This window comes from Geofilum rhodophaeum, assembly GCF_002210225.1.
Taxonomy (GTDB): Bacteria; Bacteroidota; Bacteroidia; order Bacteroidales; family Marinilabiliaceae; genus Geofilum; species Geofilum rhodophaeum.
The window spans coordinates 625,831-651,170 of sequence record NZ_MWUJ01000001.1; the positions used below are offsets into that span (position 1 = coordinate 625,831).

A 25,340-nucleotide genomic window follows, 5' to 3' on the forward strand; every position below is an offset into this window, starting at 1 on the left:
ACATCCCCTATGAACAGCTTTGATCTTCTGGAGTTCTTCTCCGCCTTTATCGTACTCTTTGCCGTCATCGACATCCTCGGCTCCATACCCATCGTTATCGACATCCGCAACAAAGGCGGACGCATCAACGCATTTCATGCCGCCTCCATTTCTTTCGGCATCTTGCTGCTCTTCCTTTTTGTAGGAGAAGCCCTGCTGGGCCTCTTTGGCGTTGACCTCTCCTCCTTTGCCATTGCAGGCTCCTTCGTGCTCATGCTCATGGCTATGGAAATGATCCTCGGCATCACCCTTTTCCGGCACGACTCCCCGGCAGGCGCCTCCATCGTCCCCATCGCCTTCCCCCTCATCGCCGGAGCCGGCTCCTTCACCACCCTGCTGGCCCTGCGTGCAGAATTTGCCCTGTTCAACATCATCGCCGCTCTCTTTGCCAACATTCTCGTCGTTTTCTTCGTCCTCCACAACACCAATCGCATCGAGCGCATCATTGGCTCAGGCGGCATTTACGTACTCAAGAAGTTTTTCGGCATCATCCTAATGGCCATGGCCATCCGCCTGTTTATGTCGAACATCGCCACCCTGCTTGTCGATTTCATGAGCAAAGTCAAGGACCTGGGATAAACCAACAAACATGAAAAAAGCCTATTATGTTGTCTGGTCGGGCCGCCAACCCGGCATCTACGAAACCTGGGAAGAATGTAAGGCCCAGGTACACGGCCAGGAAAAGTCCACCTTCAAAAAGTTCAAGACCCTCGACGAAGCCCGGGCGGCCTACGCCGCCGGGGCACCCGCACCGGTTGACCGCAAAAGCAGCCCAAAGACCCGCAGCCCAAAAACAGCCTCAGCCAACGGGGCCATTCCCATTTCCGACAGTCTCGCAGTCGATGCAGCCTGCAGCGGCAATCCCGGCGTAATGGAATACCGCGGGGTGCACACCTCCACCGGCGAGCAATGGTTTCATCAGGCCTTTCCGCTGGGGACCAACAACATTGGAGAATTTCTGGCAATTGTACACGGCTTGGCCGAGCTGCAACGGCGCAAAAGCAAGTTGCCGCTGTACACCGACTCCAAAACAGCACTCAGCTGGATCAAAAAGAAAAAATGCGGCAGCAAACTGATTCGCTCCGTACAAACAGAGCCCCTGTTTGCCCTCATAGAGCGCGCCGAAAAATGGTTGCAAAACAACAGCTACACCACGCCTTTGCTTAAATGGGATACCGAAAACTGGGGAGAAATCCCCGCAGATTTTGGAAGAAAATAACTGCAAAGACTAGTTCCTCATCAAGGGCAAGTTAAAACGAAGGCGATTTCCGACCTCTGCCTGTGGGTCAAAAGTTTCGGACTGCACCCCACCCCATTCTTCGGGATGAAACAACAAGGCGTTTCCGCTAAGGGATTGTTCCTGAGCGACAGACGCTCCCAAAGCCCTAAAGCTCGTCTCCATTCGGCGACGCTCCTCCGGCTTAGGCAAAGGCAGATTGTTCTCAATGACCACCTCCAACAACTGATTGCGCTTAACAAAGGCAATATTAACCACCACCCGGTCCCCTGCTCCAACTCCCTGAAAAGTCTGCTCAATAAAAGGCTGGGTAAACATAGCCGGCACCATAATGTGTTCGGCCTGCTGCTGCAGATTGGTCTCAATTCTAAAATCCAGGTCGATGTCCAGTTGTTGTTTTTGCACCAACAAATAGCGCTCAACATATTCCATTTCTGCACGCACCGAAATCAGCGACTCGCAAGAATTCTCCAGGATGTTTTGCATCAGAAGCGCCACCCCATCCAATCGCTGTCGCGCACAATCCACATCCCCGCGATCAAGACAGTCCCTCAGCGTTTGCAACAAGGTCAACACATAACCAGGTTTTAACCTTTCACGCATACGCACCTTTCGGTTTTTAGCCATTTCCCGGTGCGCCTCCATACGCCGCTTACGCTTTCTCAACATCCAAAAAGCCCCCGAAGACACCAGTACCATAAGCCCCAATCCCACTGCAAACCAAACAGTACGGGTTCGCGCCTTAAATAAAAGCAAGTCCCGCTCCGCAATTTCCTGTTCCAACTCCTTGCTGATAAGCCCCTTTGTAAACTCAGGATTGTCACGAATCATACGATCCCGCATTGCCACATAATCCTCGTAAGCCTTCAACGCTTCTGCAGGCATAGCCGCCGCCTTGTAGGTATTGTACAACGAAAACTGATTCTCCGCCTCTACGTCCTTCATCTCCAATGTTCCGGCCTGTTTTATAGCCATCTGATACAAAAAAACCGCCTGCATGTAATCCTTACGTCCATTGTACAAATCGCCCAACATCCCATATACCTTAACTTCCCCAATGCGATCGCCTTCGGCCTTAAACAGAAAAAGCGCACGCTCCAAAAGCGAACCTACCCCATCGTACTTTCCCTGGCGAAGACTAAGCGCTCCCAAATTACTTAAAACACGCGCTTCCAAAACCGATGCACGCAAACGCCCGTATATGGCCAAAGCTAAACGGTAATTGGTCTCCGCAGATTCAAAATCACCCTGACCGGCAAACAATACGGCCTTATTGTTATATATGGCTGCGGCCGACTCCTGCATATCCTGTTCCTCATACACCTCCAGAGCCTTGTCGTAGAAACGCAGCGCCTTGTCGCTCTGCTCACCAGCAGCAAAAACAATCGCCATATTCTGATAACACTCAGCAATTCCCGGTCGGTTATCCAACTCCAACTCGACCTTCAGCGACTGTTCATAAGCCCACAGCGCACGATCGTAGTTGCCCATATAAGAATGCACCAGACCCATATTATTAAACGAAGCTGCCGCTCTTGTCCCATCCTTAATTTTCTCAAAAACTTCTGCGGCCGACTCATAGGCCTGCGCTGCATCCTTCCATCGACTTTCTACATAAGCCAATTCGCCCTCGTAGTAGGCCACCATCCCACTCAGAAAAACCGAATCGTAGGCAGCCAATTCGTACAACGAAGCAATCAACCGATCCGCCTCCTCCGGGTTTACCTCCAAGGCCTCAATAATCAGATCCTCACACAGCGAAAGCTCATCAATGGACGACTGTCCCCCCATCGACAAAATTGGAAAACAGAGCCATAAACTCAGTCCCACAAATAACAACCTGACGTATTTCATCGTGTCTGGAATAAAAACAAGTAAGCAAAGGTGGCTAAAAATATGAAAAATATAACAATAAACATAAAACATGGCCCGCACACAAGGCCACCCGGGGTCGAAACCTACCAACCACACGCACCAAAAAAGGGGGCCTAAGCCCCCTTTCCCCTGTCTCCTCTAAGCTGTACACTACTCCACGTAACGAAAACCGGCAGTCAATCCACCAAGCTCCAGCTCAAAATCACCCGGCTCAGTCACCCGCTGTCCCTCCGCGTTGATGAAGGACAGGTCGGCAGACCGCAGCACGAAACGCACGGTTTCAGCTTCTCCGGGCTCCAGCGCTATCTTGTCAAAAGCCCGCAGGCGACGCACATCCGGCGTAAGCGAAGCAAATAAATCCGAGGTGTACAACTGCACAACCTCCTTACCGGCTCGCCCCCCGGTATTGCTCAGGGTGACTTGCACCTCCAGCTCCCCATCAGCAGTCAGTTCTTCGCTGCTCAGGCTCAAATCACTGTAAGTAAACTCGGTATAACTCAAGCCAAAACCAAAGGGATACTGCACAGCAAAATCCGACTCGTAATCGTAGGCCCCGGCCATCTTCGCCTGATGCTCCGAAGGCTTATGGTCATAAGTCACTAAAGAATTGGTGTACATCGGATAGGTAAAGGGCAGCTTACCACTCGGATTGATGCTGCCAAACAACACATCGGCCACGGCCAGTCCCCCAAAATTACCCGGCAAATAAGCCTGAAGCACACCCTTCATCAGCGGCTCAATACGACGAATGATGCGGGGGCGCCCCTGGTTCAGCACCAGAATCACCGGCTTGCCCGTTGCAGCCAAGGCCTCTGCCAGACGCAATTGCTGCTCCGAAAGCGTCAAGTCGTGCAAATCGCCCGGCTTTTCGGTATAGGAATTTTCACCCAGCGCCAACACAATGTAGTCGACACGGGCAGCCGCCCGTACCGCAGCAGCCACATCCACTTCTTCTTCCACCCAATAGCTGGCCTCATTCACGTAACGCACCCCTTCTACAAATTCCACACGATGGGCACCTACCTTGGCGCGAATGGCGTCCAGAATGGTGGCATAATCCCCGGTAAACGCCTCATTGTCGCGCCCTTGCCAGGTGTAGGACCAGCCCCCGTTGAGGGCACGCATGGTGTGGGCATTGGGCCCCGCCACCAAAATGCGGGCATCCGTAGGCAAGGGCAAAATATTGTCTTCGTTCTTCAACAGGGTCATCGACTCCTGGGCCGCTTGATAAGCAGCCGCCTCAAACTCGGCACTCCCAAAAAGCGGATAATCTTCATAGTGCGTTACCGGACGCTCAAACAAACCCAACTTGTGCTTGGTGTTCAGGATTCGGCGCACCGCATCGTCGATGCGCGCCATAGCCACCTCTCCTTCATTGACCAAAGCCACCAGGTCGTCGCAAAAATCGAGACTGTAAGGAATCATCGACATATCGATGCCCGCATTGATGGCCAGCTTTACCGCCTCCTTATGGTTCACCGCCACCCTATCGCGCGAATGCAAATTGTTGATGTCTGCCCAGTCGGTCACCACCAAACCCTGAAAACCCAACTCCTCCTTCAACAAGCCGGTCAGTAAGCGGTGACTGGCATGTACGGGTACCCCGTTGATGAGGCCCGAATTCACCATAACCGTATGTGCCCCTGCTTCAATGGCCGCCTCAAAAGCAGGCAGGTGACGCTCACGAAGTTCCGTGTTGGACAGGTGTGCCGGCGTACGGTCCTTGCCCGACCAAGGGGTGCCATAGCCCAAATAATGCTTCAGGCAGGAAGCCACGTGAAAGGGATTGCTCACCTCGTTGTTTTCTCCCTCATAGCCCTTCACCAACTCCACGCCCAATTCGCTAACCAGGTGTACGTCCTCCCCAAAAGTCTCCCACATCCTTGCAAAACGAGGATCGCGTCCCATATCCAGCACCGGTGAAAAATTCCAGGGAATACCCGAAGCACGGGTTTCATAGGCGGTAATTTCACCGCCCTTGCGCACCAGCTCCCGATTCCAGGTCGCCGCCTGCCCAATTTGCTGCGGAAAGAAAGTCGCCCCTACCGTATAAGTCGTCCCGTGAATGGCATCCACCCCGTACAAGACCGGAATGCCCAAACGCGTTTCCTCCGCAGCCACACGCTGCAGCTCCGAGATCACCTCGTGCCATTTCTCCACCGTACGCGCCTTATTGCTGGCTGTATTTAAGATGGAACCTACCCCATAGTCGACCAAAGCCTTCCTTACCATGGCCGAATCGAGCCGCAGGGGCTCCTCGGTCACAAATTCATTTTCTCCAACAGTGAGCACATCCAGCGTCAACTGCGCCATCTGTCCCACCTTCTCCTCCACAGTCATTTGCGCAAGCAGGGCCTCCACCTCCGGAATACGCTCCACCCCGTCGGTCGCCCCGCGCTCCCGGGGCCCCGAACAAGCCGACAACAACAGAGTTGCCGCCAATCCACCAAAAATCCAAAATTTCTTCATCTTCAAGCTGTTTTATAGGTGTGAAAAAATACCATCTACAGCTCCCAAAGATAAAGTACAGACCTCAGTTGACCGGCACACAGCACCTCACTTAAACCTCATCCGGCACCCCTTTTTTTTACGTTCAGCACCTGTGGGCAGGGCTGCGCCTTGCCCACAGGTGCTGAAAACGTCCCAGGGTTGAAACCCTGGGTTATGATTGGGTGACTATTGTGTGAAGCTTGTAAAATTTACTATATGACTGTATTTCAGAATCATACAAACTCAATAATTAATTGACGTAATAACACTGGTTACATATATGTTACTTTTGTTTATAGAAATCTTTTTACTTTGAAGCAAATGTAAGTCGATAAGTGTAAATTAATTCATATTATTAAAACAGACAAATTTAACCATTCTACTAATCCTACAACCCATCCAAAAAATTAACGACACCCTCTAATAAATCCTTATTCAAATTTGAATTAGTTGTTTTTATCTTCTGTCGTAAGTATTCTTGTGGCACTTGCTTTTTTATTAGTAGCTGTGCCAACTTTCCTAATTGACCTAAGAACTCTTTTTCAGGCGATGGGTGTGAATGATAATTAACGAGATTACTATATTTCTGTATTGCTTCTATAGTAGTTTTATACTCATCCTGCATTTTTTGAAACTCCTGGGAAGTTCCCCCCGTATCAGGATGCAGTTGCTTTGCTAATTTGCGGTAGTGCAATTTGGCTTGCTCTATATTGGTGATATCTTTAAAATAAATCATAGCTTTTCAAATTCTTCAAATGATATACTAAAATGTTCAAGTATTAAAAGAAGCTGCTGCTTGTTGTAATAGTGGTATCTAGTGCGCCCTGCATGTGCAATTTTTTCTTTTAAGGCAGGGCAAATATCAATTTCACGCCTGAGTTGCTGCATGGCCGACTTAATTGAAATACTATTGGGATAAAGCTTCTTTACTAAATCTTGCTTTAATATTGTTCTTGGAATTATCATAGCGTTATACTTTTTACCAGAAATTGATAAATTTTTAAATGAAGAAGTGTTTTTTGAGAATACAATTGGGGTATTGTGCTTTTACTACTAATAAACCAAAGCAAATGATAATAAATCAAAAAACACGAAGGGTATATAAACACGAAAAGCCTCTGTAAGAGGCTTGTTTTAAGTATTATACGTGATTCTTTAGGCACAATTCATATTGTTATACCCGTTTGTAATTAGCTCTGTAAAGGTAAAAATTATTAGCTTTTTCAGAAGTGAAAATGATGAAATAATGGCTCACATGAAATGAAAAGTTGTGAACTACCTCGGGGCAAGCCTCGGGGAATTAAACCCCTAATAGATTAAATATTTAGAATTGTTGGAGTGTTAAACAATTTTCATCAAATTTATCGATAAATCCACCTTTGTACATTTTGATTTGGCAATACAAATAAACACACACCTGCTTTATGAAAAAATACACCTCCTACCATACTTCCATAAAATTGCTTGCAAAGAGGAATACTCTACCTGATAGCTATTACTCGGCAATAGATCGTTCGACCATCTGGCGATGGAAAAATGAATCTGATAGTAAATATTTTGGAAGTGAACTGCAGGAAGTTGAGGTTCTTGAAAGTTTCATTAGCAGAAAAGAGGCGCAAGTGATGATGAAAACATATATGAAAGTTGTCTTGTCACTGGTATCTGTTATTTCCGGTTCAAAGTCATTTTACCAATTGCTCCAAAATAACAAAGAAGGTTTGGTACATGCAATACACAGATATCATAAGAAAATAGATACAGGGTTGGTGTTGCGATTATTAAAAATTCCGGTATCCGTTTTTTATTATTGGAAGAACAAGGTTCTATACAAATGTGAAGCATCGCCTTTAAAGCTTTGCAAAAGGGTATATCCGCTTCAATTGACAATAAATGAGGTTTCGGTTATAAAAGAGCTTGTCTCATCGGAACAGTTTAAATATTGGCCTATCTGCTCCCTTGCTTGGTACGCAACAAGAGAAAATTTATTGCACATATCCCTGGCCACATGGTATAAATACATTCATATATTAGGACTAAATAGAACCCGAATAAGAAAGAGAAAACGTTATCCTACGGGGATTGTGGCCACTGAACCCAACCAGATATGGCATGCGGATATTACTGTTGTAAAAAGCTTGGATGGCCTAAAAAGCTATGTGTACCTATTAATGGACAACTTCTCAAAGTATATCATCAACTGGAGGGTTGAACCTGTGGTGTCGGGAGAGATAAGGGTACAAACCATTATGGACGGGTATCAGCAACATATTAATCAAAACAAAGACGTGCAGTTGATTGTTGACGGAGGACCGGAAAATAACAACCACAAAATGGACGTATATCTCAATTCAAGTGAAATAAACATTCAGAAGCTCATTGCCCTAAAGGATATCCCTTTCTCCAACTCACTGATAGAGGCACAGAACAAAATATTGAAATACAGGTATCTGTTTAAATGTCAATATCAGGATATTGGTGCGTTACGTAATGCCCTGGATTGGATAATCCCAGACTACAACGATCAAAGACCCCATAACTCTTTGAAAGGATTGACCCCTTATGAAGCATTTACTGGAAAGACATTTGATATTGAAGAACATGGTGATAAAATGAAACAATCCAAACAGAATAGGTTAACAGAAAACAAGAAAAGATTATGCGCGATATGCTGATAAAGAAATAATACCAATCGTATATCAAAATGCGCTGAAAGCCATCTTTGATAACTACAGTGGTTAATGCCGATACATAATCAAAGCGCCTTGCTTTTAAGGCGCATTGATTGGTAATCTGTATAAAAAGGCGTTAAAGAAGAACCGACCCAATGGTCGTTTTACTTTTAACACCAATAATACATTGAAAAATCACAACAAATTATCCGATAGGGTAATATGTTGGTTGTGTTGCAATATTGCAACGCTTTTTTCCAAGTTTATCGTGGGATTTGATGGTAAGAAAGCATCTAACAAAACATTTGAATTTTACATAAAGATATAATTAATCTAAAAGTAACAATAGATGAGAAATTTATTTTAAAACCGGATAATCATAAAAAAGAAGAATTGCTATCAAATTAGCAGCGGTGCGTTGGCAAAAAAACAACTCTTTTGTAAACTTTGGTTTGCAGAGCTGGCTTGCTACGGTTTGCAAATGTGTTGTTTTGTGGGCGGGGTTTCCTTTTTCTTTGTGTGGGGGGAGAAATAAACAAAATAAATTCCCCTCAAACTGCACCGCCCTGTCAACGGAGCACCAATCCAATCAATCCGTTTTTTGTAATTATTTCAATCTTTTTTATTGTATTAATGTATCGTATCGGTTTTACACTTGCATACAACGGGCAGCGGTATGAAACGTTGGGGATTGCGGGCTACTTCCCTGTCCAGTTACACCGAACTTGATGCGGGGTAGAACGCTCGCATAACCAATTAAACCCCAATGTTTTATACCGCGTGTTGGCGTTTCGTTGTTTTATTCAGTCCTCCTTAATTCTTTAGGTAAAAAAACGTCTATCTCTTTATCTGAGAATGTCAATTCCTCATTTACTTGTAATGCTTTACTAGCTTCTTTATATGCCTTATAGTTAGTCCTTGGTGAACCACTATAAATATTGTGAAGTCGTTTTTGTAAATCATCTCGTTGATTTATTATTTGATTAATTGAGAGTTGATTTGCTTTTATATCAGTCAATAATGATAGATAAGTCTCCCTTATATCCCATAATTCATTAGCTGCATTTATATGTTTCTGGGATATTTCACCTAAATCGTAATCTTTCATATATGTATTAAGACCAAACAGGATTGTTGAAAGAATAACTCCAACCAATAAAGCCCATCCTTGGTCTCCAAATAACTTAATCAAAAGACTAGTAGTCACTATAGCAGAAATAATAATCAGCATTAGTTTAAGTCTTTTATGTAAAGACAGTACAATGTCCGCACATTTCTCTTGGGTTTTATGAGAATAAACTACTCTGCCAAAACATTCTCTTATTTGTGATTCGAGAACTTCCATTTCTGACGATTTATCAACTGGGGAATTTTGTTCCATAAATTTCTCTCCATTTAGATTTAGCTGTATTAGGATAATCCTTTTCTTTTTCTATTGCTTCAAGTGCTAAGTTATAACATTGTTTTGCTTTATACTCAAATGTACCTTTCCTCCATACATACTGCCGAGCTCCAGGACTTAGCCAATAACTTTGCTCTTTGTTTTGTTCGGATAAATACTTAAAAAAATCACGACTAATAAAATCATAATAAAGATAGGATTTGTCTTTATATTCACAATTAGCCATAAAGTTATAGGCTAATGTATCAATCAAAAGACCACCCATAGGTACGTCCCACTTATATTTCCACGCTCTTGCCATTCGGCATAACCTTTTTAGGTTTTTGTTCCATAGTTTATTTTTGGAAGTCATTTCTGCAATTTCTGGTTTGGGATTAGTTGTTTTCCAACTCCCACCATTATTTGTGTCCGCAAATGTATATGAATCATCTTTGTTTATAAATGCTGGAACTAATTCATAAACAATTCCATCGGTAAAACTTATAACAATTACTTGTCCATCAGCTTTCATATGAGATTTGTAAGTTTTTTCAATGGATTTCTTTACAGCTTGAAGTAATGCAGATTGTCCATTTCCAGAATAGGAATTATATTTTACATACTCTGAGTATGGTAGTTGAAATATCATATCAATATCACTTACAACTATATCAGTCCCTCGACCATAAGAACCTACATATAAACTATGATAAATGTCTGATTCAGAACTGTAGTAATCTTTATTTAATTGTTTGGTTATTCTTTTATAGCGATATGAAATATTGTCTGTAGTCTCCTTGGACATTCGCAGATTTTGATTAAAAGTTTCAAACCAATTTGATACGCTCATTTATTTTTTCTTTTTAGGATTCTGTTTCGTAATACTGCGTCTCACAATGAACGCCAACGGATTGGCGGTATGTTTTTGTTGCCGATTTCGAAGCACTGTCCTGTCAAGTTACACGAAAGTTTATTAGATGTAGAAACGCTGAAACCCGCACTATCTCGGCAATAAAATATACCGCCTGTTGTGCGTACGGCTTTTATTTTTTTCATTTTTTTTTGCAAATTAAAACAAAGTTACTAATTTTGCATTCAATTATTTAATTTTTTTTTCATTATGTATTACAGCAGACCTTGGACGACTATCTAAGTGATAGACAGTCCCAAATAAAATTCCTATAATCTTTTTGGTAAGACAAACAGTCTATGCCTTAGTGTGTCGTCATTTTTAATGAATGCATTGCTTTGTCATAGTTGCGCTGTCAGGTAATACTGTCTTTCACTTCGCTGTGATTTGAATTCAAGTATTCACCTGTAAGAAGTCATAATGAATAAAAATAAATTACCTGTAAGATTTACGGGTCAGCACTTTACAATTGACAAAGTGCTAATTGAAGATGCAATAAAACAATCAAGAATTAATCAAAACGATACGGTCTTAGATATTGGTGCAGGAAAAGGATTTCTAACTGTACATCTACTACAAAAGGCAAAATTAGTCATTGCGATTGAGAATGATTTTGAGTTAATAACATATCTAAAACACAAGTTTAAACAAACTCAAAACATTCAAGTTTTTGGATGTGATTTCAGAAATTATAAAATTCCTAATTTTTCGTTTAAGGTTGTTTCTAATATACCATTTGGTATAACATCAGAAATTTTAAAAATATTGATGTTTGAAAATATGGAAAATTTTCAGGGCGGTTCAATTTTCCTGCAATTAGAACCTGCTAAAAAGTTATTTGCAGACAAAATCTTCAATCCTTACACTATCCTATATCATACATTTTATAGTTTGAAGATAGTTTACGAAATAAATCCTAATAGTTTTATACCTCCTCCAACTGTTAAGTCTGCTTTTCTTAAAATTGAACGAAAACCTTTACATATTGATTTTAATCAGAAAGTCAAATATTTAAATTTCCTATCCTTTCTGTTACAAAAACCTAATTTATCTGTCAGAACGGCTTTAAAATTAATATTCAGAAAAAGTCAGGTTAATGAGATTTCCGAAAAATTTGGAATTAATTTGAACTTAAAAATCGTGAATCTATTTCCAAGTCAATGGGAAGAATGTTTTATTGAAATGCTGAAAGTTGTTCCTGAAAAGTTCCACCCTTCATAATCAATTCTTTTTTGTCAGGGAGTATTTCCATCGTGGGTGTCTTCTTTTTAGCTGACGCACAACGAGCACATGTATGAAATTGTTGGGGGATTGCGGGCGACGTCACTGTCTGCCGTTACATAATTTAATGCGGGGCAGAAAGAATCACGCAACTACTAAACCCCCAATATTTTATACATAATGTTAGCATGCGTTATTCATTTATCCTTGATTTTATCTTCTCTATTCTGTCAAGAAGTTGCTGTATTTCTCCGTCAGAAAAAATTGAAAAATCGTATGTTTTCACGTGTTGGTCAGTCGTTACAAACTCAATCTTTTTTGAATGATTTCTGACATCTAGCAAGTTGGTCAATTGCAATTTCCTAGGTCTCTTAAACGAGTTTTTAAATTCGATTATGTCTGAGTCAATTGAAATGAAATTCCTTTCCTTAATCAATGATTTTCCATTTAATGCCAATGAAATACTCGTGATTCCTCCAATTAGAAGAATAAAAAAGAGAGCCTGCAAATCATCTACTGATTTTATCAGTCCAAATACACCAATCGCAATCTCAATAAATCCAGCGATGTAATAATATGTTTTTGAGCTTGAAGTTAATAATCTTCTCTGATGGAAGTCTAAGGTTAAGGTTGATTCAATCATCGTTTAAAGTCAGTTTAGTTTTATATTTGATTTTTCTGTTTTTCTAACTATTAAACGAATTCTGTTCGAATTGCACAGAATCCATATAATGCATGCTAACGTTACGCATATGCCTAGTGGCGGATTGCGGACGATTCAACTGTCAAACCGTGGATAAGTTTGAGCGGGCGAAAAGCCTTGCAAAGTGCAGTAAAACCGCCATTAGGTATATGCGATGTTGTGCTTAGTGATTTTTATCTAATTCAGTTAATAAGTCCGAAATATATTTTAGCAGTGAAATCACTTTTAAACTATTTATTAGCGAACCATAATCAATGCTTACACCGTGTAAGATTTCATGACGATTTAGTTTACATGGAAACTTATATTTGTCATTCTCCCGAACCATTATCGGTGTCTGATTCTGTAATGGGGATAAATAGATACTTAAAAAATTACCAGCCGATTTTTCTAGTTCAGAGGAAATTTCAGGCAAATACTTGTTGTCTTTTTCTTTTATAAAGAATTTCTTTCTAGTGAAATCAAAACAAATACCATCAACTTGCGCTAAAACACAGGGAATCATTACCAAATAATTCTCATCTCTGTATGATAATTGAATTTGATTCAATATTTCAATTCTATCGGGATGCCTTTGTTTCAATTCATCAAATATTCTATCTATATTCTCAGAATAATAGTTAATCATTAAGTCATTCGCATTGTCAACATTCTCATTAATAATTTCAAATGCAACCTCTGATGGGAAATTTAATCTACTATCTAATTCTATAAACCAACCATTTTGAGCAATTAGCAATAAATATTCTGGTGTATTTTCAGCATACGATTTTAAGCTCTCTCCAATTCGGTGAAAGATCTCAAGCTTTTCTAAAAGAGGATTTTCAAACTTGTGAATTGAAGCATAAATCTTTTCAATATGTTCAAAGGTTTTTTGAAACTCAATTATAGGAGTCATTGCTTTTTGCAAATTCTGCTGCATTAACCTCATTGGTTCGGTAATCCGTTGAATTGCCCGATAAGGTGCCAACATTCGCTCTATCTGTTTTTGAAAATCATCCAAGTTTTCTGTTTTTTAGCATTAAGCACAACTTAGTTATAGAGACCATAACCACTTTTTTATCTTGATTATGGTTTCTATTTCTCATATGTAATACGTTTGTTTAATTCTTTAAAGTTACTTAAAAAGCTAGTAGTCAGTACTTTCAAAATTCGTTTATAAAAACAGCTTATCATAATAGATTTTTTACGTTTAACAAATATAAAAGAATCATTTTATATATCTAAATTATCTATAGGGCTTTTAATATTTTCAAGCTTTTTCATTACTACATGTGAATATATTTCTGTAGTTTTTATTGAATTGTGTCCCATTAGTTCCTGAATAATCTTTATATCTACCCCATTTTCAATTAAATGTGAAGCAAATGAATGGCGTAAGCAATGTGTAGTCACTCTCCTTTGTATACCAGCTTTATGTTTAGCTTTATCAAAAATCTTTTGTATGCTACCAACTGAGTAACGCTCACCATATTGCCCCTCAAACAACCATTTTTTTGGTTTATACTCCAAGTAATATTGTCTTAGTTTATCCCTTATTTTATCTGAAAAAATAGTATAACGATCTTTTCTGCCTTTAGCTCCCCTTATAAAAAGCATATTCCGGTCTTTGTTTAAATCACTAATTTTAATATCTAACACCTCACTTCTGCGAAGCCCCGCAGAATATATAAGTAATAAAATACATTTATGCTTCAGATTCTCATTACTCTTCAATAATTGTTGTACCTCTTTTTCGCTCATTACGTTGGGCAATTTGAATTCTTTTTGGGGACGAGTAATTTCATAACGTTCCTTTTGTCTGCCCAATACTTTTTCGTAATAAAATTTTATGGCATTTATTAACATATGTGTATACTGGGTTGAAACGTCTTTTGAATTCCTAACCAATTTAATATATGACTCAATATCACCTTTCTCAAAACTATCAATATCATTACTTCTAAAAAAATTAACAAATTCAGAAAAGTACTTGTGGTAATTTGCTATAGTACTCTTACTATAATTCAAGGCAACAAGCTTATTAATATATATTGCAGGACAAGGCTTAAACTTATCAGGATCATATGATTGTTCAAGTAACAATTGTATGGTTTCTGCATTATTTATTTCAAGTTCTTTTGAAATAGAAATTCTTGAGACCGAACGCAATTGTCTCAATACCAAATTTATATTTTCAACAATCCTTTCTATTAGAAATGACCTATACTTTGATGACCATATGGCAATCTGCATGTCTTTCAATATTCCATAAATATTTTTATTGTGTTTAAACCTAATTAATATATGACTGGGGTATTCTTTATCATTTATAGGAAGTAACCACACTTGAAATTTATTCTTTACTCTGCATAACTTCAACTGCTCAATATATCTTCCTTCTGTAGCTTTTGCTGATTCAATAGCAAAAGGCTTTTCTTTTTTAGTAAGATACCAATCATTAATCTCAAAGATACCGGAAAAAGAACTAAAAAATAGTTCAAGGTTTCCTTTGCTTTTAATGAAATAATAGCACTTATATTGTTTGCTATATCTTATAAAAGCACAATTACTAAAACTACCGGTAAGGTCACTGGGGCAATCCTTAATATAAAGCTTAACCAATTCATGCTGATTATAATCCCAGTGGTTTAAATAGATAACTGGTTTTGATTCCATAAACATATAAATTAACGTCTGTAACAAATAAAATCAATTTCCAGAACTTAAAAGTTTATTAAACGTATACTTACGTATATAAACGTTTAATCAAACGGATAATTAAAAAAAGACACTATATTTAGATGAAAATATAAATTAACAGCTATGATTACACAACCCTCCTACTGTTTATTCTGTGAAACTGAACTAAAGGGTAGAAGCGATAAACAATTTTGCACACCGCACTGCAAAAGTCTTTACCATAATCGCAAACCAAATTCCGATGAAGCATACATTCGGGGAATTAATCAACAAATAAGAAAAAACCGTTCAGCACTTCGTACAGCATGTCCGCTTGGTAAGGCAACGGTAAGTAAGAATTTTCTTAAAAAACTAGGAATGGATTTTAAATACCTAACTCATTCTTGGAAAAGTAATGGTGGAAATCTTTATTATTTCTGTTACGATTATGGCTATATGCAAGTTGATGATCCAAATAAGGTATTAATAATTCAACAGCAACAATATATGGATAAATGAGGAATTATTAAAGATTTTATAATTTACGTATGCTTCAAAAAACGAACTTGAAGTCGCTAATTAAAATCATTAAGCGCAAAATATGTAGCATTTGTTTAGAGCTAATTAGATAGAAACAGAGTAACCCTTTGCATAAACACTTAAAACCAGTGCAAACTTTGTAAACTTTGTAAACCATGTCATCTAATGATATGAATAACAGAACTATATAGGTTTACTTTATTATCATTTAAAAGTAAACCAGTTTACATCATGAAATTTCAGTTAGAAAATAAGGGATTATCAGGGTAAAGTAAACCAAGTAAACATGAAGTAAACTAATAATACACTTATAATCAATAAAATAAAAGTAAAGGTTTACAAAGTTTACTTAGTTTACTATAGAATCATCAATTAATCTTTAGTTGAAATTTTTGGCATAAAAAAAGGATACCTAAGCATCCCTATAAAAGCAAATAGACTACCTAAAATTAGATAGCCAACTCAACACCATCAATAACAATTCCGTTAGCTTCTTCCGCATCCTCGTAGTTAAACATATAGCACGAACCAAGCGTTTTGTGGGTATAGCTTTTTACATTGCGACTTTTCTGTGAAGTGTTGGTTATAAACGACTTATTTCCTTTAGCGGTTAACAGCTCACGTAAGGAGTTCATCTCAAGAAAATGCAGTTTATTTTTGTTCACATAATCTGCATAGCAGGGGTAAAGAAGCTTGAATTTAATGTAGAGAATTTTCTTTATAGGGTCTTTTATATAGTGCGAACCTTCACGAATGCCGGAATATGGGTCAGCTATTTTATAAGCAATGGCACTCCAAAAGATAGAAACATCTTTGAGGTCGCTTGCCATTTCATCTTGTTTCTTCATATTCTCAATAACGGACTCTTTGTATGTATCAAAATCGAAAGGAAAAGTAAATTTGTTTTGAAGTAGTTTAACCGGAGCTAATAACAACGCAATGTGTCTTATTTGACGGTCTGCTAACTGTATTTCCATTGCCAATTGGGTTTTAATATCTTGAAAGATTCCATTAAACTCTTTTTTGAATGTCGTCTCTATCAGGCTTCTGTGCTTTAGGAGTTCACGTGTAACATTGCAAAATCCTTGCTCTTTTTCTTTAAGCAGGGTTTTATAGGCTTCGGTAGATTCCTCGGAGAACTTATTGTCCTCAAAATGTAACACAATCATTCGAGCAAATAAAGCAGCTTCGGATGTTGGTAGTTCGTTGCCATCCACCATACAGGCAGAGCTTATTTCAAGGGTAGTGGTTTTGTTATCGTTGCTCTTTTGCGCCATCGTGTACAGTTCTCCATCGTAACCAGTCTTGAACACATCAACGGTTTTCTTATCAATAGCATTGGTGTACTCTTTCAAATAATACAAAGCATTGCTACGTTGCGTTAATGAGCGAGAGAAACCTTTATCGGTTGAATTTAGCAATGATATTCCATGATTGGGTTCTCCAAACAAGTACAGAAAAAAGTTTACGAAATTTGATTTTCCTGCTCCCTGGTCCCCAAAGAGAAATAAAAAGGGAAAGAAACCTGTTAGTTCCAGTATATAATCGCGATATAAGGCAAGAATGACAAAGGAAATACCAATCGCTCCATTAATGCCATAGGCTTTGTATATCAAATCTGACCAAGCATTGAAATTTATATTTCCTGCCTTATAGGTAAATTTTCGCTGACTTGAATAACTTTTGTCGCTAAGGTTGGTGTAGGCAAATGGGGGAAGATATAACGATACGCCATTATAAGAAACAATGCCCAATTTATCAGGGTATACCAAGGTGTTATCTTGCGTTATTACAGCATCTGCAAAGCAGTAAGCATTATATTCATGCTGATAACCCAATTGATTAATTGCTATTGCATTCTTTTCACGGTCGTACATGTAGGTTAAAATATGGTCTAATTGTTGGGTGTTGCCAAAGAAAGTTAGCCCTCTACTGGATATACTACGAATGACCTTTTTAAACCTGTCAAGGTTCAATTCAGAACTCATTATTTCATTGACAGTAATTTCCCCAGTATTACGTTGGAATTTTACCAAACGCCTACTTTCTTTTGTACCATCCATTAAATGATATACCGAATCCATCAAGAAGTTAGAGAGCTTCTTTATGATGGGTTTTCCTTTAATGGTTTCTTTCATGTGATAACAACCATCTTGAATAAAGAAATAGTATTCTTCGTTATCAGCTTGCTTATCCTTACTGTTTATGGGAATGGGTTTGGTAACAATATCCTCCCAAAGCAATTGGTAATTATCCGTATTCTGAAGAAAACTAATTAATGTCTTTTCTCGTAACAAATCATTAGCATCCTTTTTAGCGGTCAAAACTAACCTACGTAGGGATTGAATGTTAAATCGGTTAGAAAGAATAAAGTCTTTGTAATATGCTGCGCATTTATTCCCTGCATCATCATTATCCATTGCCAATATGACCCGTTTACCCTGGACATACTTTTGCAATACCTTGGGATTCTTTATTTTATTTTCGGTTGAGAACAGGGCTATAGATGAACAGCCTACCATCGACAATGCATTAATAACCCCTTCTTGAATAAATACCACATCAAAGTCAGGAAAGAACATTTTGTCATAAATACTCTCGTTCAATGTTCCATTGTTCTTAGCTTTAGGCTTACCTTTTTCGGGCTTAATCATCCTACGGTTGATGAGTCTGTTATCTGAATCGGTAAAAACAATGGCATTGGAATGAGAGTCGTACCAGTATGACCCATGAGGTAAAGATTCCGCATCAATTTCACGAGACTTTAGATAATCACTTGCCTTTTTAATAGGATTGGTTTTTATAGCATAAAGCATTTTATCGAATGTACTGGTAATATTGTGAAGTGGGGGTTGGAAAACCTCCCGAATACCGAGGTATTCTTCCTGTAAATATTTGATTGCTTTATGTTCGTTCCATCCTGAATTTAGAGAAATCACAAAGTCAATGGTACTACCTCCTGCGCCACAAGAGAAGCATTTAAAGAAATTATCCTTTGCCTTAATACTGAAAGCCGGGGATTGGTTCGTGCCTTTTCCACTACCGCAAAATGGGCATTTTTCAAGTTGATTGGTTTTGTTAAAACACGAACCTGTTTCCTTTTCAATAAGGGCTTTTATATCAATTTGCTTTACTTTTTCGATTGTCTGCATTAGTTCTGTTCATTGTACCGTAAAATGACTATTCAAGCCATTATTTCTCTTCTGCTGTGTTCTCAACTTCCTTCTCTAAGTTCAGTCTTTGCTTTTCATTTTCAAGGTGATTAACCATACTTGTAGTTAGTTCCTGGCTATCCATACAGTTCCCGATAATGGTTATCATATAGTAAGCAAAATTCATATCTCCACCCTTTAGGGCATTAGCTGTATCATGAATAGCTTTGTATAGTTGTTTCTGCTGCTCTGTTTTTGGTTGAGAAAGTTCTTCGACATCAACATCAGCATCTGGAGCAACACTGTGACCTGTCAACACATCCTCTTCAACAAAACCTAGAGCTCCTTGTAGTTCCTGCTTGGTTAAGCCAAGAAGTTCTGCTGCTTTGGGACTTCCGGCAAGCAACTTACTACCAATGCCAGATATAACGCCTGTAGCCACACGTTTTAGAATTTCAGTATTTGAATATCCTGCAAGTCTATTTTCAAGGTCGGATACATCTGATTTATAATTGCTATTTGCCTTTATCAGCTCCTGATTTTGCTGATTTAGCACATCTCGTTCAGTAGTCAGATTCTCTAACTGTTTTTGAAGTGAGTTAATATGAGTTTCTTGTTTGTAGTCGCTCAATTTTCGCTCAAACTGCATCAAGGTATTTTCGTGGCGAGAGTTATTTACTGCTCCCAATAGTCCTGCCAATCCATTTAAGGCGCTTCCTTGTTTCTCGTCATTGGTATTACTGCCAGTTAGCGCTCCAAAGAGCATATTAATGGTTTCCAGGCTTCCTAAATTGCCTACATTATTACCCGTTTGATACTTTTTTATGGCAATATCTACGGCTTGCTCTATTTGTGACTGACTTGCTGAAGATTCGCTCTGTATTCTGCGGTCATCTATGGGAATTTTATAATCTGAAATTAATCCGGCTTTTGGGCTTCTGCCCCGATAAACATATACTTTTAAAACTCCGCTTATCTGTATTGCCACCGTATTAGCAGTTTCAATATTATCACTGAATGCTTCGATATTGTTGGTGCGAGGTACTACCAAAACACGTTGATTGCTGCCTTCGACAATAATTTCGTAAGCATATGATGGGTTTTCTTGTAAAGAACGATATATAATATCCTCTATTTTGCTATGTTTTTCCTTCATTATTCTATTTTATTTAATGTGAGACCTATGTTGGTGGTACAAAAAGCTATTGGGTAGCTGCTTTCATAAACTAAATCGTATGAAGCGTTACTTGCCAGCAACAAATACCTACTTTGAGCAATTCCGACTTACTTAACAGGTACTTTGGACAATGTTTTAGCTATTACCAGTTAACTCAATATCTATTGCTCACCTATTATCTTATTAAAACTGTTTTGTGATATCTATTTCAACGAACTACCTGCGTATTATCTATAAATGGTGACAATAACAAAGGCACTCGATAGATATTTGGCAGTAACTATGGGTAAAAATTCACTTACCCATAGTCAATAAATATCTACTCATCATCTTCTTCAGAGTATTCGCCGTCAAGATTCTCGATATGTTCAATAATTTCAAGAATTGCTTGGCTGTCTTCTTCTGGTTCATATTCTACTTTAACAAGAAGTTCATCATCATCATTTTTTCCAATGATTATTCCTTCAAGTCCATACTCGTCTAACAGTTCCGCAAATTCAACTGTTGAATCTACCGGAACATTAAATGTTCTTTGTTTCATCTTGTAAATAATTTAAATGTTTAAATATTTGTATTAATGCTAATTAAAGCCGTAGGGAATCATTAAAGAGGTGTGCTACTTCCTTTTATGCCTTTGAAGGAGTTCTTCTTCCATTTGGTCGATGAACTCAGCGGTACTTTGAGGTTTGCGACCTTTTAGCCATTCCTCGATTTCGGAGCGCAGGAATACTAGCTTTCGACCACCGTGTAAAGGTTTACGGTAGGGTATCTTTCGGTCATGAACCAATCTGTAAAGCGTATTCTTCTTGTAGCCTGTTAAATCAACAAGATCGTCAATGGAGAGGGTGTCACTTTTGGGTTTTACAATTGGCTTGGAACTTGTGGCGGATATTACCCTACGAACAGTATTTTCGATAATATCCGATAATTCTGATTGTTCTATTACTATTAGTTTCATACATCTGAATATTTTGACAATGCCTGTGGATTGTCCGTTTGCATTTAATTTTGTTCGATTAATCAATGCAAATATTAGATGTGAAAAGCCGGGATAATTATTAGATAGGCTATCTGTGCGTAACTAACTAAAAATGAATAAAAAAAAATTTAGCTCAGATAGCCTATACGGGAAATGCCTTTAAATAATGTAGCACATCGGCATCATTGCCGGATATTTCTGCCACAATTTCTTTTAGCTTAGGATAGCTTCGGGCAATTATTGTTTTATTATTCATATTCTCTAAGTCACGATAATGGCTGTAAAACTGCTGCGAACTAATGCCCGGAAAGCGATTATCGGCAAATGCCATGATTTGAGCCTTGGGGAATTTGTCGTTTTCGTCCCTTAAAAAGGCTTCTGTTTTTCCTATTTTTGTCAGAATACGATAATATAAGGCGTAGTATTTAGCATGATGTTTGGTCACTTTAGGCTCTATGGTAGATTTACTTGTATTTTCAGGCGTATTAATTTTTAGTTGCTCAATGTCGTTTAGTTGGTTTATCGTTTTTGTCTGAAAGCTAAGCCATTGTTTTATGGTTGTGGTATATTCCGCTTTGACGGATTTTAATATTTCGTGACTTGCTATTTTGTTTTCAAGGATAGTACTTTCAATTAAGAATTCCTTTATGGCATCAACATCTCCATTTTTCCAAAGCTCCTCTGTGTTAAAGCCATTCAGGGCAGTTTTTATATGCTTATGCAAAAGTTCTATAATTTTTTCTCTTGAAAGTGTTTTGGGTAATTTAGAGAATTGCTCCGATACAAATCTGTTCAGTTTGCCTTCGGGATATAGTTCTAATAATGAAATGATATCCGGGATATGATATTTATCAATGCTCAAGGGTTTAAAAGGGAACAATTCGCTAAAAGTTTGTAATTCACTAATGTATCTATGACCGTAAATAATATCGCTTTTTTTCTTTATAAATTGATACAGTTGTTGACTTTTTACCCTGGTTACACCATCTTCTTCGAAAAATCCTTCTAAAATCATCCAATAAATTGCGGTTCCGGGAATGGATGCAATGCTCCGCTCTATATAAACCATATATTCAGTTATCCGGTGTAACCAATCTTCCGAATTAATATTGAAAAGGGAAAACAGGATGGTATTGCCTACACACTTCATTGTTTTGTCAAGCTCCTTTGCTGCTTCATCTTTCGAAAGGTTACATATTGTGTAACCAAAATCTTCATTGCTAAAACTATCGTTAATCTTGAAAAAGATATCCTGCCATATTTGTTCCATTTCTTTATCTACGACCGTAGTTTCCAACATTCCATTGTCATACAACATATCGAATTGTTCCTCTTCTGATATGTTTATAAATGTTTTGGGTCTAAACCCGTCTGATTTGTGGTACACTGCTCTTTCTGTCATCCTTCTAAATTTATAATACTTCTGCTGCTTTGTCTATTACATCTGTTTTTAAACTATCAAGATATATCTTGGTGGTTTCCAGTTTTTTATGCCCCATAACTTGAGAAATAATACTTTCGGATATTTCATTTTCTTGTAACTGCATTGCCATTGTGTGTCTTGATACATAACCGGTAAGATGAAAATCAAACTCGAGTTCAGTTGAAAGCTTTTTAAGGTAGTCGTTATACCATTGGCGCAAAGATTCAATATGATTGTAATGTTCAATAGGTGTATCTTTTTCTTTGGTAATAACAGGAAGCAGATAATCTCCAATAGGCTCACGGTATTGAACCATTGCTTGTATTGCCTGTTCAATTTCAGGAGTAATACGAATGCTTATTGGTTTTGAATTTCTTGTGTTTCTTGTTTTCTGACGGCGATAAACAATATAGTTCCCTTTCTCCATGCAAACTACATTGGCCTGCTTTAAATTGGCTAAATCAATATACGACATCCCATAAGTGTAATACGAGAACAGGAAGAGCTGCCTTGCAAATTCCTGCTGTGGAACTTTAGAAGGGGTATCTTTCAACTTTTTCAAATATTCAGTTGGTAGATAACGCTTGATGGTTTCTTCTTTGAGTTCTGATACATTAAACAGGTGACTTTCAAAAGGAAAATTAGTTTTGCTTGCTACTTCTTCACGTATTGCCCTTACAAATAATGCTTTTACAGATTTCAAGTAACCAAAACGGGTATTGCCCGAACATCCTCTTTTTATGAGCCAATTATTAAAATCATTCACATAAGCCAAATCTACTTCTACAAATAACCTTTCATGCAGTTTCTTGTCAAATTGCTCCCAGACACGCAAAGTCTTTTTATAGTTTTTTGCAGTCCCAATATGTCGTGTATCAAGCATTGTCGTTATAAAATCTTCAAGGAAAGGTTTTACTTTGCCCTGTACGATACGGTTCATAAAGCTGTCTTTGAACTGTTTGAGCGTCCAGTCAATATGTTCCTTCTCATATTCGTAGCTTATATCCAATGCCCTTTGGTTATACCGTGCTAGCAGGGCATTCGCTTTCATGCGTTTTTCGTTTTCCTCACGTTTTTGAGCTGTCCGTAAACCTTTAAATACGACAAGGCGTTCTTGTTGTTCGTCCCAGAACTCTTCTGTGCTTGAAATATTCAATGAGATAAACTGTCGTTTGCCATATTTGGTAATAACCATTATAATGGCATACTCTCCATTTTGAAGCTCTCTATCGTTACGTAATTTGAACCTATGGTATCTTTTACTCATATTTTTGATTGATTATTCGTTTAATACTTTACAAAACCTTTACCGCTTCGTCAATAACACTTGTATCAAGGCTGTCGAGGTAAATTTTTGTAGTTTCCAGTTTTTTATGTCCTAACATTTGGGATATCACATGTTCGGGTATTTGATGTCCTTGCAGTTGCATTGCTGCGGTATGCCTTGATACATAACTGGTCAATTTCATTTTTATTTCAAACTCATCAGCCAGGCGTTGCAAGTATTTATTATGAGAACGAAGTATTATCCCAATATGCATTGAAAGGCTTGAAAAGTTGTCTTTTGGCATAGTTACAATAGGTAAAAGAAAATCGTTTATTGGTTTTTTATGCTTGCTAAGAGCTTTTAAGGTTTGCCTGATATTATCCGTAATCTTAATGCTTATGGGATAGCTTTTCTTGTCCTGAGTTTTCAGGCGTTTGTAAACAATATATTCTCCAGAATTATACTTTACAATATTACTTTTTCTTAATACCGCCATGTCTTTAAATGAAATACCATAGCAGTAATATGAGAACAGGAACAACTGCCGGGAATATTCATTGTGTGGGTTCTCAGACTTTTGATTCTTCAGCTTTTCAAGGTACTCAGTTGGTAGATACCTCTTTTCTGTTTCTCGATGTAGTGCATACACTTGAAAACCACCCATTCCGAAAGGATAATTCTCTTTATTGGCCTGTCCGTTCTTTATTGCTATGTTATAAATTGCCCGAAGCTTTTTTATATGACATTCCCTAGTGTTGGATGATACGCCTTCCTTTTCCATACTTTCGTTAAAGCGATTGATATATGTAATTGTAATGGCATTAAAGCTAAGGCTGAAAAAATCAGGGTCAAAGCTTAATAGTTTCCGGTACAAGACATAAAAAGTACTTGCTGTTCCTGGTCGGTGGGTTTCTTTCAATATCTGAATATGTTCTTTTAGAAAAGGTTCAACCTTACTTTTTACCGATTGGGTTTTAAGTTTCTCCTTGTATTGCCCAGGTGTCCAATGGGTATTGTTTTCTCTTTCGTATTCAAATTCTATTGCCAATGCCCGGTTTGCATAATCATCTATTGTGGCATTATACTCTTTACGCTTTTGATTCTCAGCTTTTTCTTTTTTATCGGCACTGTTATCCAAAATAACCAGACGTTCGCTTTCGTTATCCCAATATTCGGGAAGAACCGAGAATTTTAATGAAATAAACTGCCTTTTTCTGTTTTTGGTGATGACCATTATTATAGGACATGCTCCATTCTCATCTGCTCGATCAGCTCTAAGCTTAAAACGGTGATATTTTTTCATGGATTCCTATTCTATTAATTCCAATATTTTGTTTTGTTTTATTACTATTTGGTTACACTATTGTTTCATATAATACCCAATATAGATACAAATTGTTACAAATAGCGAGATTTTTGAAACTCCAAAACCCTTTACAAATATAGTATAAATCAATTAAATACAAATTAATTATAAATATACAATAGGCACTGATTGGGAAACCGGCCCGCGCGCAAAGCCACCCGGGGTTGAAACCCATAGCCGTCAGGTTTATGCTTGTAAGTACTTGTACCGTTGCTGCTTATGTGATCAAGGCGGTAGTTGCTTATATTTT

At 38.4% G+C, this 25,340-nt stretch carries 21 protein-coding genes; 5 read left to right on the plus strand and 16 right to left on the minus strand.

Features of this window, described 5'->3' with window-relative positions:
* Nucleotides 1–9 precede the first annotated feature (9 nt).
* Complete coding sequence (locus tag B4W65_RS02315) at nt 10–618, plus strand: MarC family protein (RefSeq protein WP_088653477.1); 609 nt, start codon at nt 10–12, stop codon at nt 616–618.
* A 10-nt stretch (nt 619–628) separates the two neighbouring features.
* Nucleotides 629–1,258 (plus strand): ribonuclease H1 domain-containing protein, encoded by a 630-nt coding sequence (locus B4W65_RS02320; RefSeq protein WP_088653478.1) that lies wholly within the window; start codon nt 629–631, stop codon nt 1,256–1,258.
* A 9-nt stretch (nt 1,259–1,267) separates the two neighbouring features.
* Here the strand turns inward: B4W65_RS02320 and B4W65_RS02325 are convergent, their stop codons facing one another.
* The 4 genes from B4W65_RS02325 to B4W65_RS02340 all read right to left on the minus strand — a co-directional run bounded on the left by B4W65_RS02325 (nt 1,268) and on the right by B4W65_RS02340 (nt 6,607).
* The gene (locus B4W65_RS02325; RefSeq protein ID WP_158522754.1) at nt 1,268–3,130 is read right to left on the minus strand and encodes a tetratricopeptide repeat protein; all 1,863 of its coding nucleotides are present in this window, start codon (nt 3,128–3,130) and stop codon (nt 1,268–1,270) included.
* A 171-nt stretch (nt 3,131–3,301) separates the two neighbouring features.
* Entirely contained in the window at nt 3,302–5,620 is a 2,319-nt protein-coding gene (locus tag B4W65_RS02330; RefSeq protein ID WP_088653480.1) for a glycoside hydrolase family 3 N-terminal domain-containing protein, read from the minus strand.
* A gap of 409 nt (nt 5,621–6,029) precedes the next feature.
* Nucleotides 6,030–6,377, minus strand: coding sequence for a J domain-containing protein (locus tag B4W65_RS02335; protein WP_088653481.1), 348 nt, complete (start codon nt 6,375–6,377; stop codon nt 6,030–6,032).
* Nucleotides 6,374–6,607: a DUF4248 domain-containing protein gene (locus B4W65_RS02340; RefSeq protein WP_088653482.1), complete on the minus strand. Its 234-nt coding sequence runs from the start codon at nt 6,605–6,607 to the stop codon at nt 6,374–6,376. Before B4W65_RS02340 ends, B4W65_RS02335 begins: the two co-directional genes overlap by 4 nt.
* Before the next feature lie 458 nt (nt 6,608–7,065).
* Here B4W65_RS02340 and B4W65_RS02345 point away from each other — a divergent pair, with 458 nt between their 5' ends.
* Nucleotides 7,066–8,313: an integrase core domain-containing protein gene (locus B4W65_RS02345; protein WP_088653483.1), complete on the plus strand. Its 1,248-nt coding sequence runs from the start codon at nt 7,066–7,068 to the stop codon at nt 8,311–8,313.
* Nucleotides 8,314–9,109: 796 nt separating this feature from the next.
* On the opposite strand, the gene B4W65_RS02355 is transcribed toward B4W65_RS02345, so the two are convergent.
* Both B4W65_RS02355 and B4W65_RS02360 read right to left on the minus strand, forming a co-directional pair.
* A complete protein-coding gene (locus B4W65_RS02355) occupies nt 9,110–9,655 on the minus strand; it encodes an SLATT domain-containing protein (protein ID WP_205741196.1) in 546 nt (181 codons plus the stop codon).
* Between the two features lie 13 nt (nt 9,656–9,668).
* Entirely contained in the window at nt 9,669–10,541 is an 873-nt protein-coding gene (locus B4W65_RS02360) for an SMODS domain-containing nucleotidyltransferase (protein ID WP_088653486.1), read from the minus strand.
* 480 nt (nt 10,542–11,021) lie between these two features.
* On the opposite strand from B4W65_RS02360, the gene erm reads away from it, so the two are divergent.
* Nucleotides 11,022–11,822, plus strand: coding sequence for a 23S ribosomal RNA methyltransferase Erm (gene erm, locus B4W65_RS02365; protein WP_088653487.1), 801 nt, complete (start codon nt 11,022–11,024; stop codon nt 11,820–11,822).
* 193 nt (nt 11,823–12,015) lie between these two features.
* On the opposite strand, the gene B4W65_RS02370 is transcribed toward erm, so the two are convergent.
* The 3 genes from B4W65_RS02370 to xerA form a co-directional block, all read right to left on the minus strand.
* Nucleotides 12,016–12,465, minus strand: a complete 450-nt coding sequence (locus tag B4W65_RS02370) for a hypothetical protein (protein ID WP_088653488.1) — start codon at nt 12,463–12,465, stop codon at nt 12,016–12,018.
* A gap of 223 nt (nt 12,466–12,688) precedes the next feature.
* Nucleotides 12,689–13,528 (minus strand): hypothetical protein, encoded by an 840-nt coding sequence (locus tag B4W65_RS02375; protein WP_088653489.1) that lies wholly within the window; start codon nt 13,526–13,528, stop codon nt 12,689–12,691.
* A gap of 212 nt (nt 13,529–13,740) precedes the next feature.
* Nucleotides 13,741–15,183 carry a site-specific tyrosine recombinase/integron integrase gene (gene xerA / locus B4W65_RS02380; protein WP_158522755.1) on the minus strand — a complete coding sequence of 481 codons (1,443 nt, stop codon included), beginning with the start codon at nt 15,181–15,183 and terminating at the stop codon, nt 13,741–13,743.
* A 147-nt stretch (nt 15,184–15,330) separates the two neighbouring features.
* Between xerA and B4W65_RS17175 the strand changes: the two genes are divergently transcribed.
* Nucleotides 15,331–15,705 (plus strand): hypothetical protein, encoded by a 375-nt coding sequence (locus B4W65_RS17175; protein WP_146697687.1) that lies wholly within the window; start codon nt 15,331–15,333, stop codon nt 15,703–15,705.
* Nucleotides 15,706–16,175: 470 nt separating this feature from the next.
* Here B4W65_RS17175 and B4W65_RS02385 read toward each other — a convergent pair whose 3' ends face one another.
* The 7 genes from B4W65_RS02385 to B4W65_RS02415 all read right to left on the minus strand — a co-directional run bounded on the left by B4W65_RS02385 (nt 16,176) and on the right by B4W65_RS02415 (nt 25,027).
* Entirely contained in the window at nt 16,176–18,878 is a 2,703-nt protein-coding gene (locus B4W65_RS02385) for a CHC2 zinc finger domain-containing protein (protein ID WP_088653491.1), read from the minus strand.
* A gap of 40 nt (nt 18,879–18,918) precedes the next feature.
* Entirely contained in the window at nt 18,919–20,034 is a 1,116-nt protein-coding gene (locus B4W65_RS02390) for a hypothetical protein (protein ID WP_088653492.1), read from the minus strand.
* A gap of 340 nt (nt 20,035–20,374) precedes the next feature.
* Entirely contained in the window at nt 20,375–20,596 is a 222-nt protein-coding gene (locus B4W65_RS02395) for a hypothetical protein (protein WP_088653493.1), read from the minus strand.
* Between the two features lie 75 nt (nt 20,597–20,671).
* A complete protein-coding gene (locus B4W65_RS02400) occupies nt 20,672–21,013 on the minus strand; it encodes a helix-turn-helix transcriptional regulator (RefSeq protein ID WP_088653494.1) in 342 nt (113 codons plus the stop codon).
* A 163-nt stretch (nt 21,014–21,176) separates the two neighbouring features.
* Nucleotides 21,177–22,436, minus strand: a complete 1,260-nt coding sequence (locus tag B4W65_RS02405) for a hypothetical protein (protein WP_088653495.1) — start codon at nt 22,434–22,436, stop codon at nt 21,177–21,179.
* 10 nt (nt 22,437–22,446) lie between these two features.
* Nucleotides 22,447–23,724: a phage integrase SAM-like domain-containing protein gene (locus B4W65_RS02410; protein WP_088653496.1), complete on the minus strand. Its 1,278-nt coding sequence runs from the start codon at nt 23,722–23,724 to the stop codon at nt 22,447–22,449.
* A gap of 28 nt (nt 23,725–23,752) precedes the next feature.
* Complete coding sequence (locus tag B4W65_RS02415) at nt 23,753–25,027, minus strand: site-specific integrase (RefSeq protein ID WP_088653497.1); 1,275 nt, start codon at nt 25,025–25,027, stop codon at nt 23,753–23,755.
* Nucleotides 25,028–25,340 lie beyond the last annotated feature (313 nt).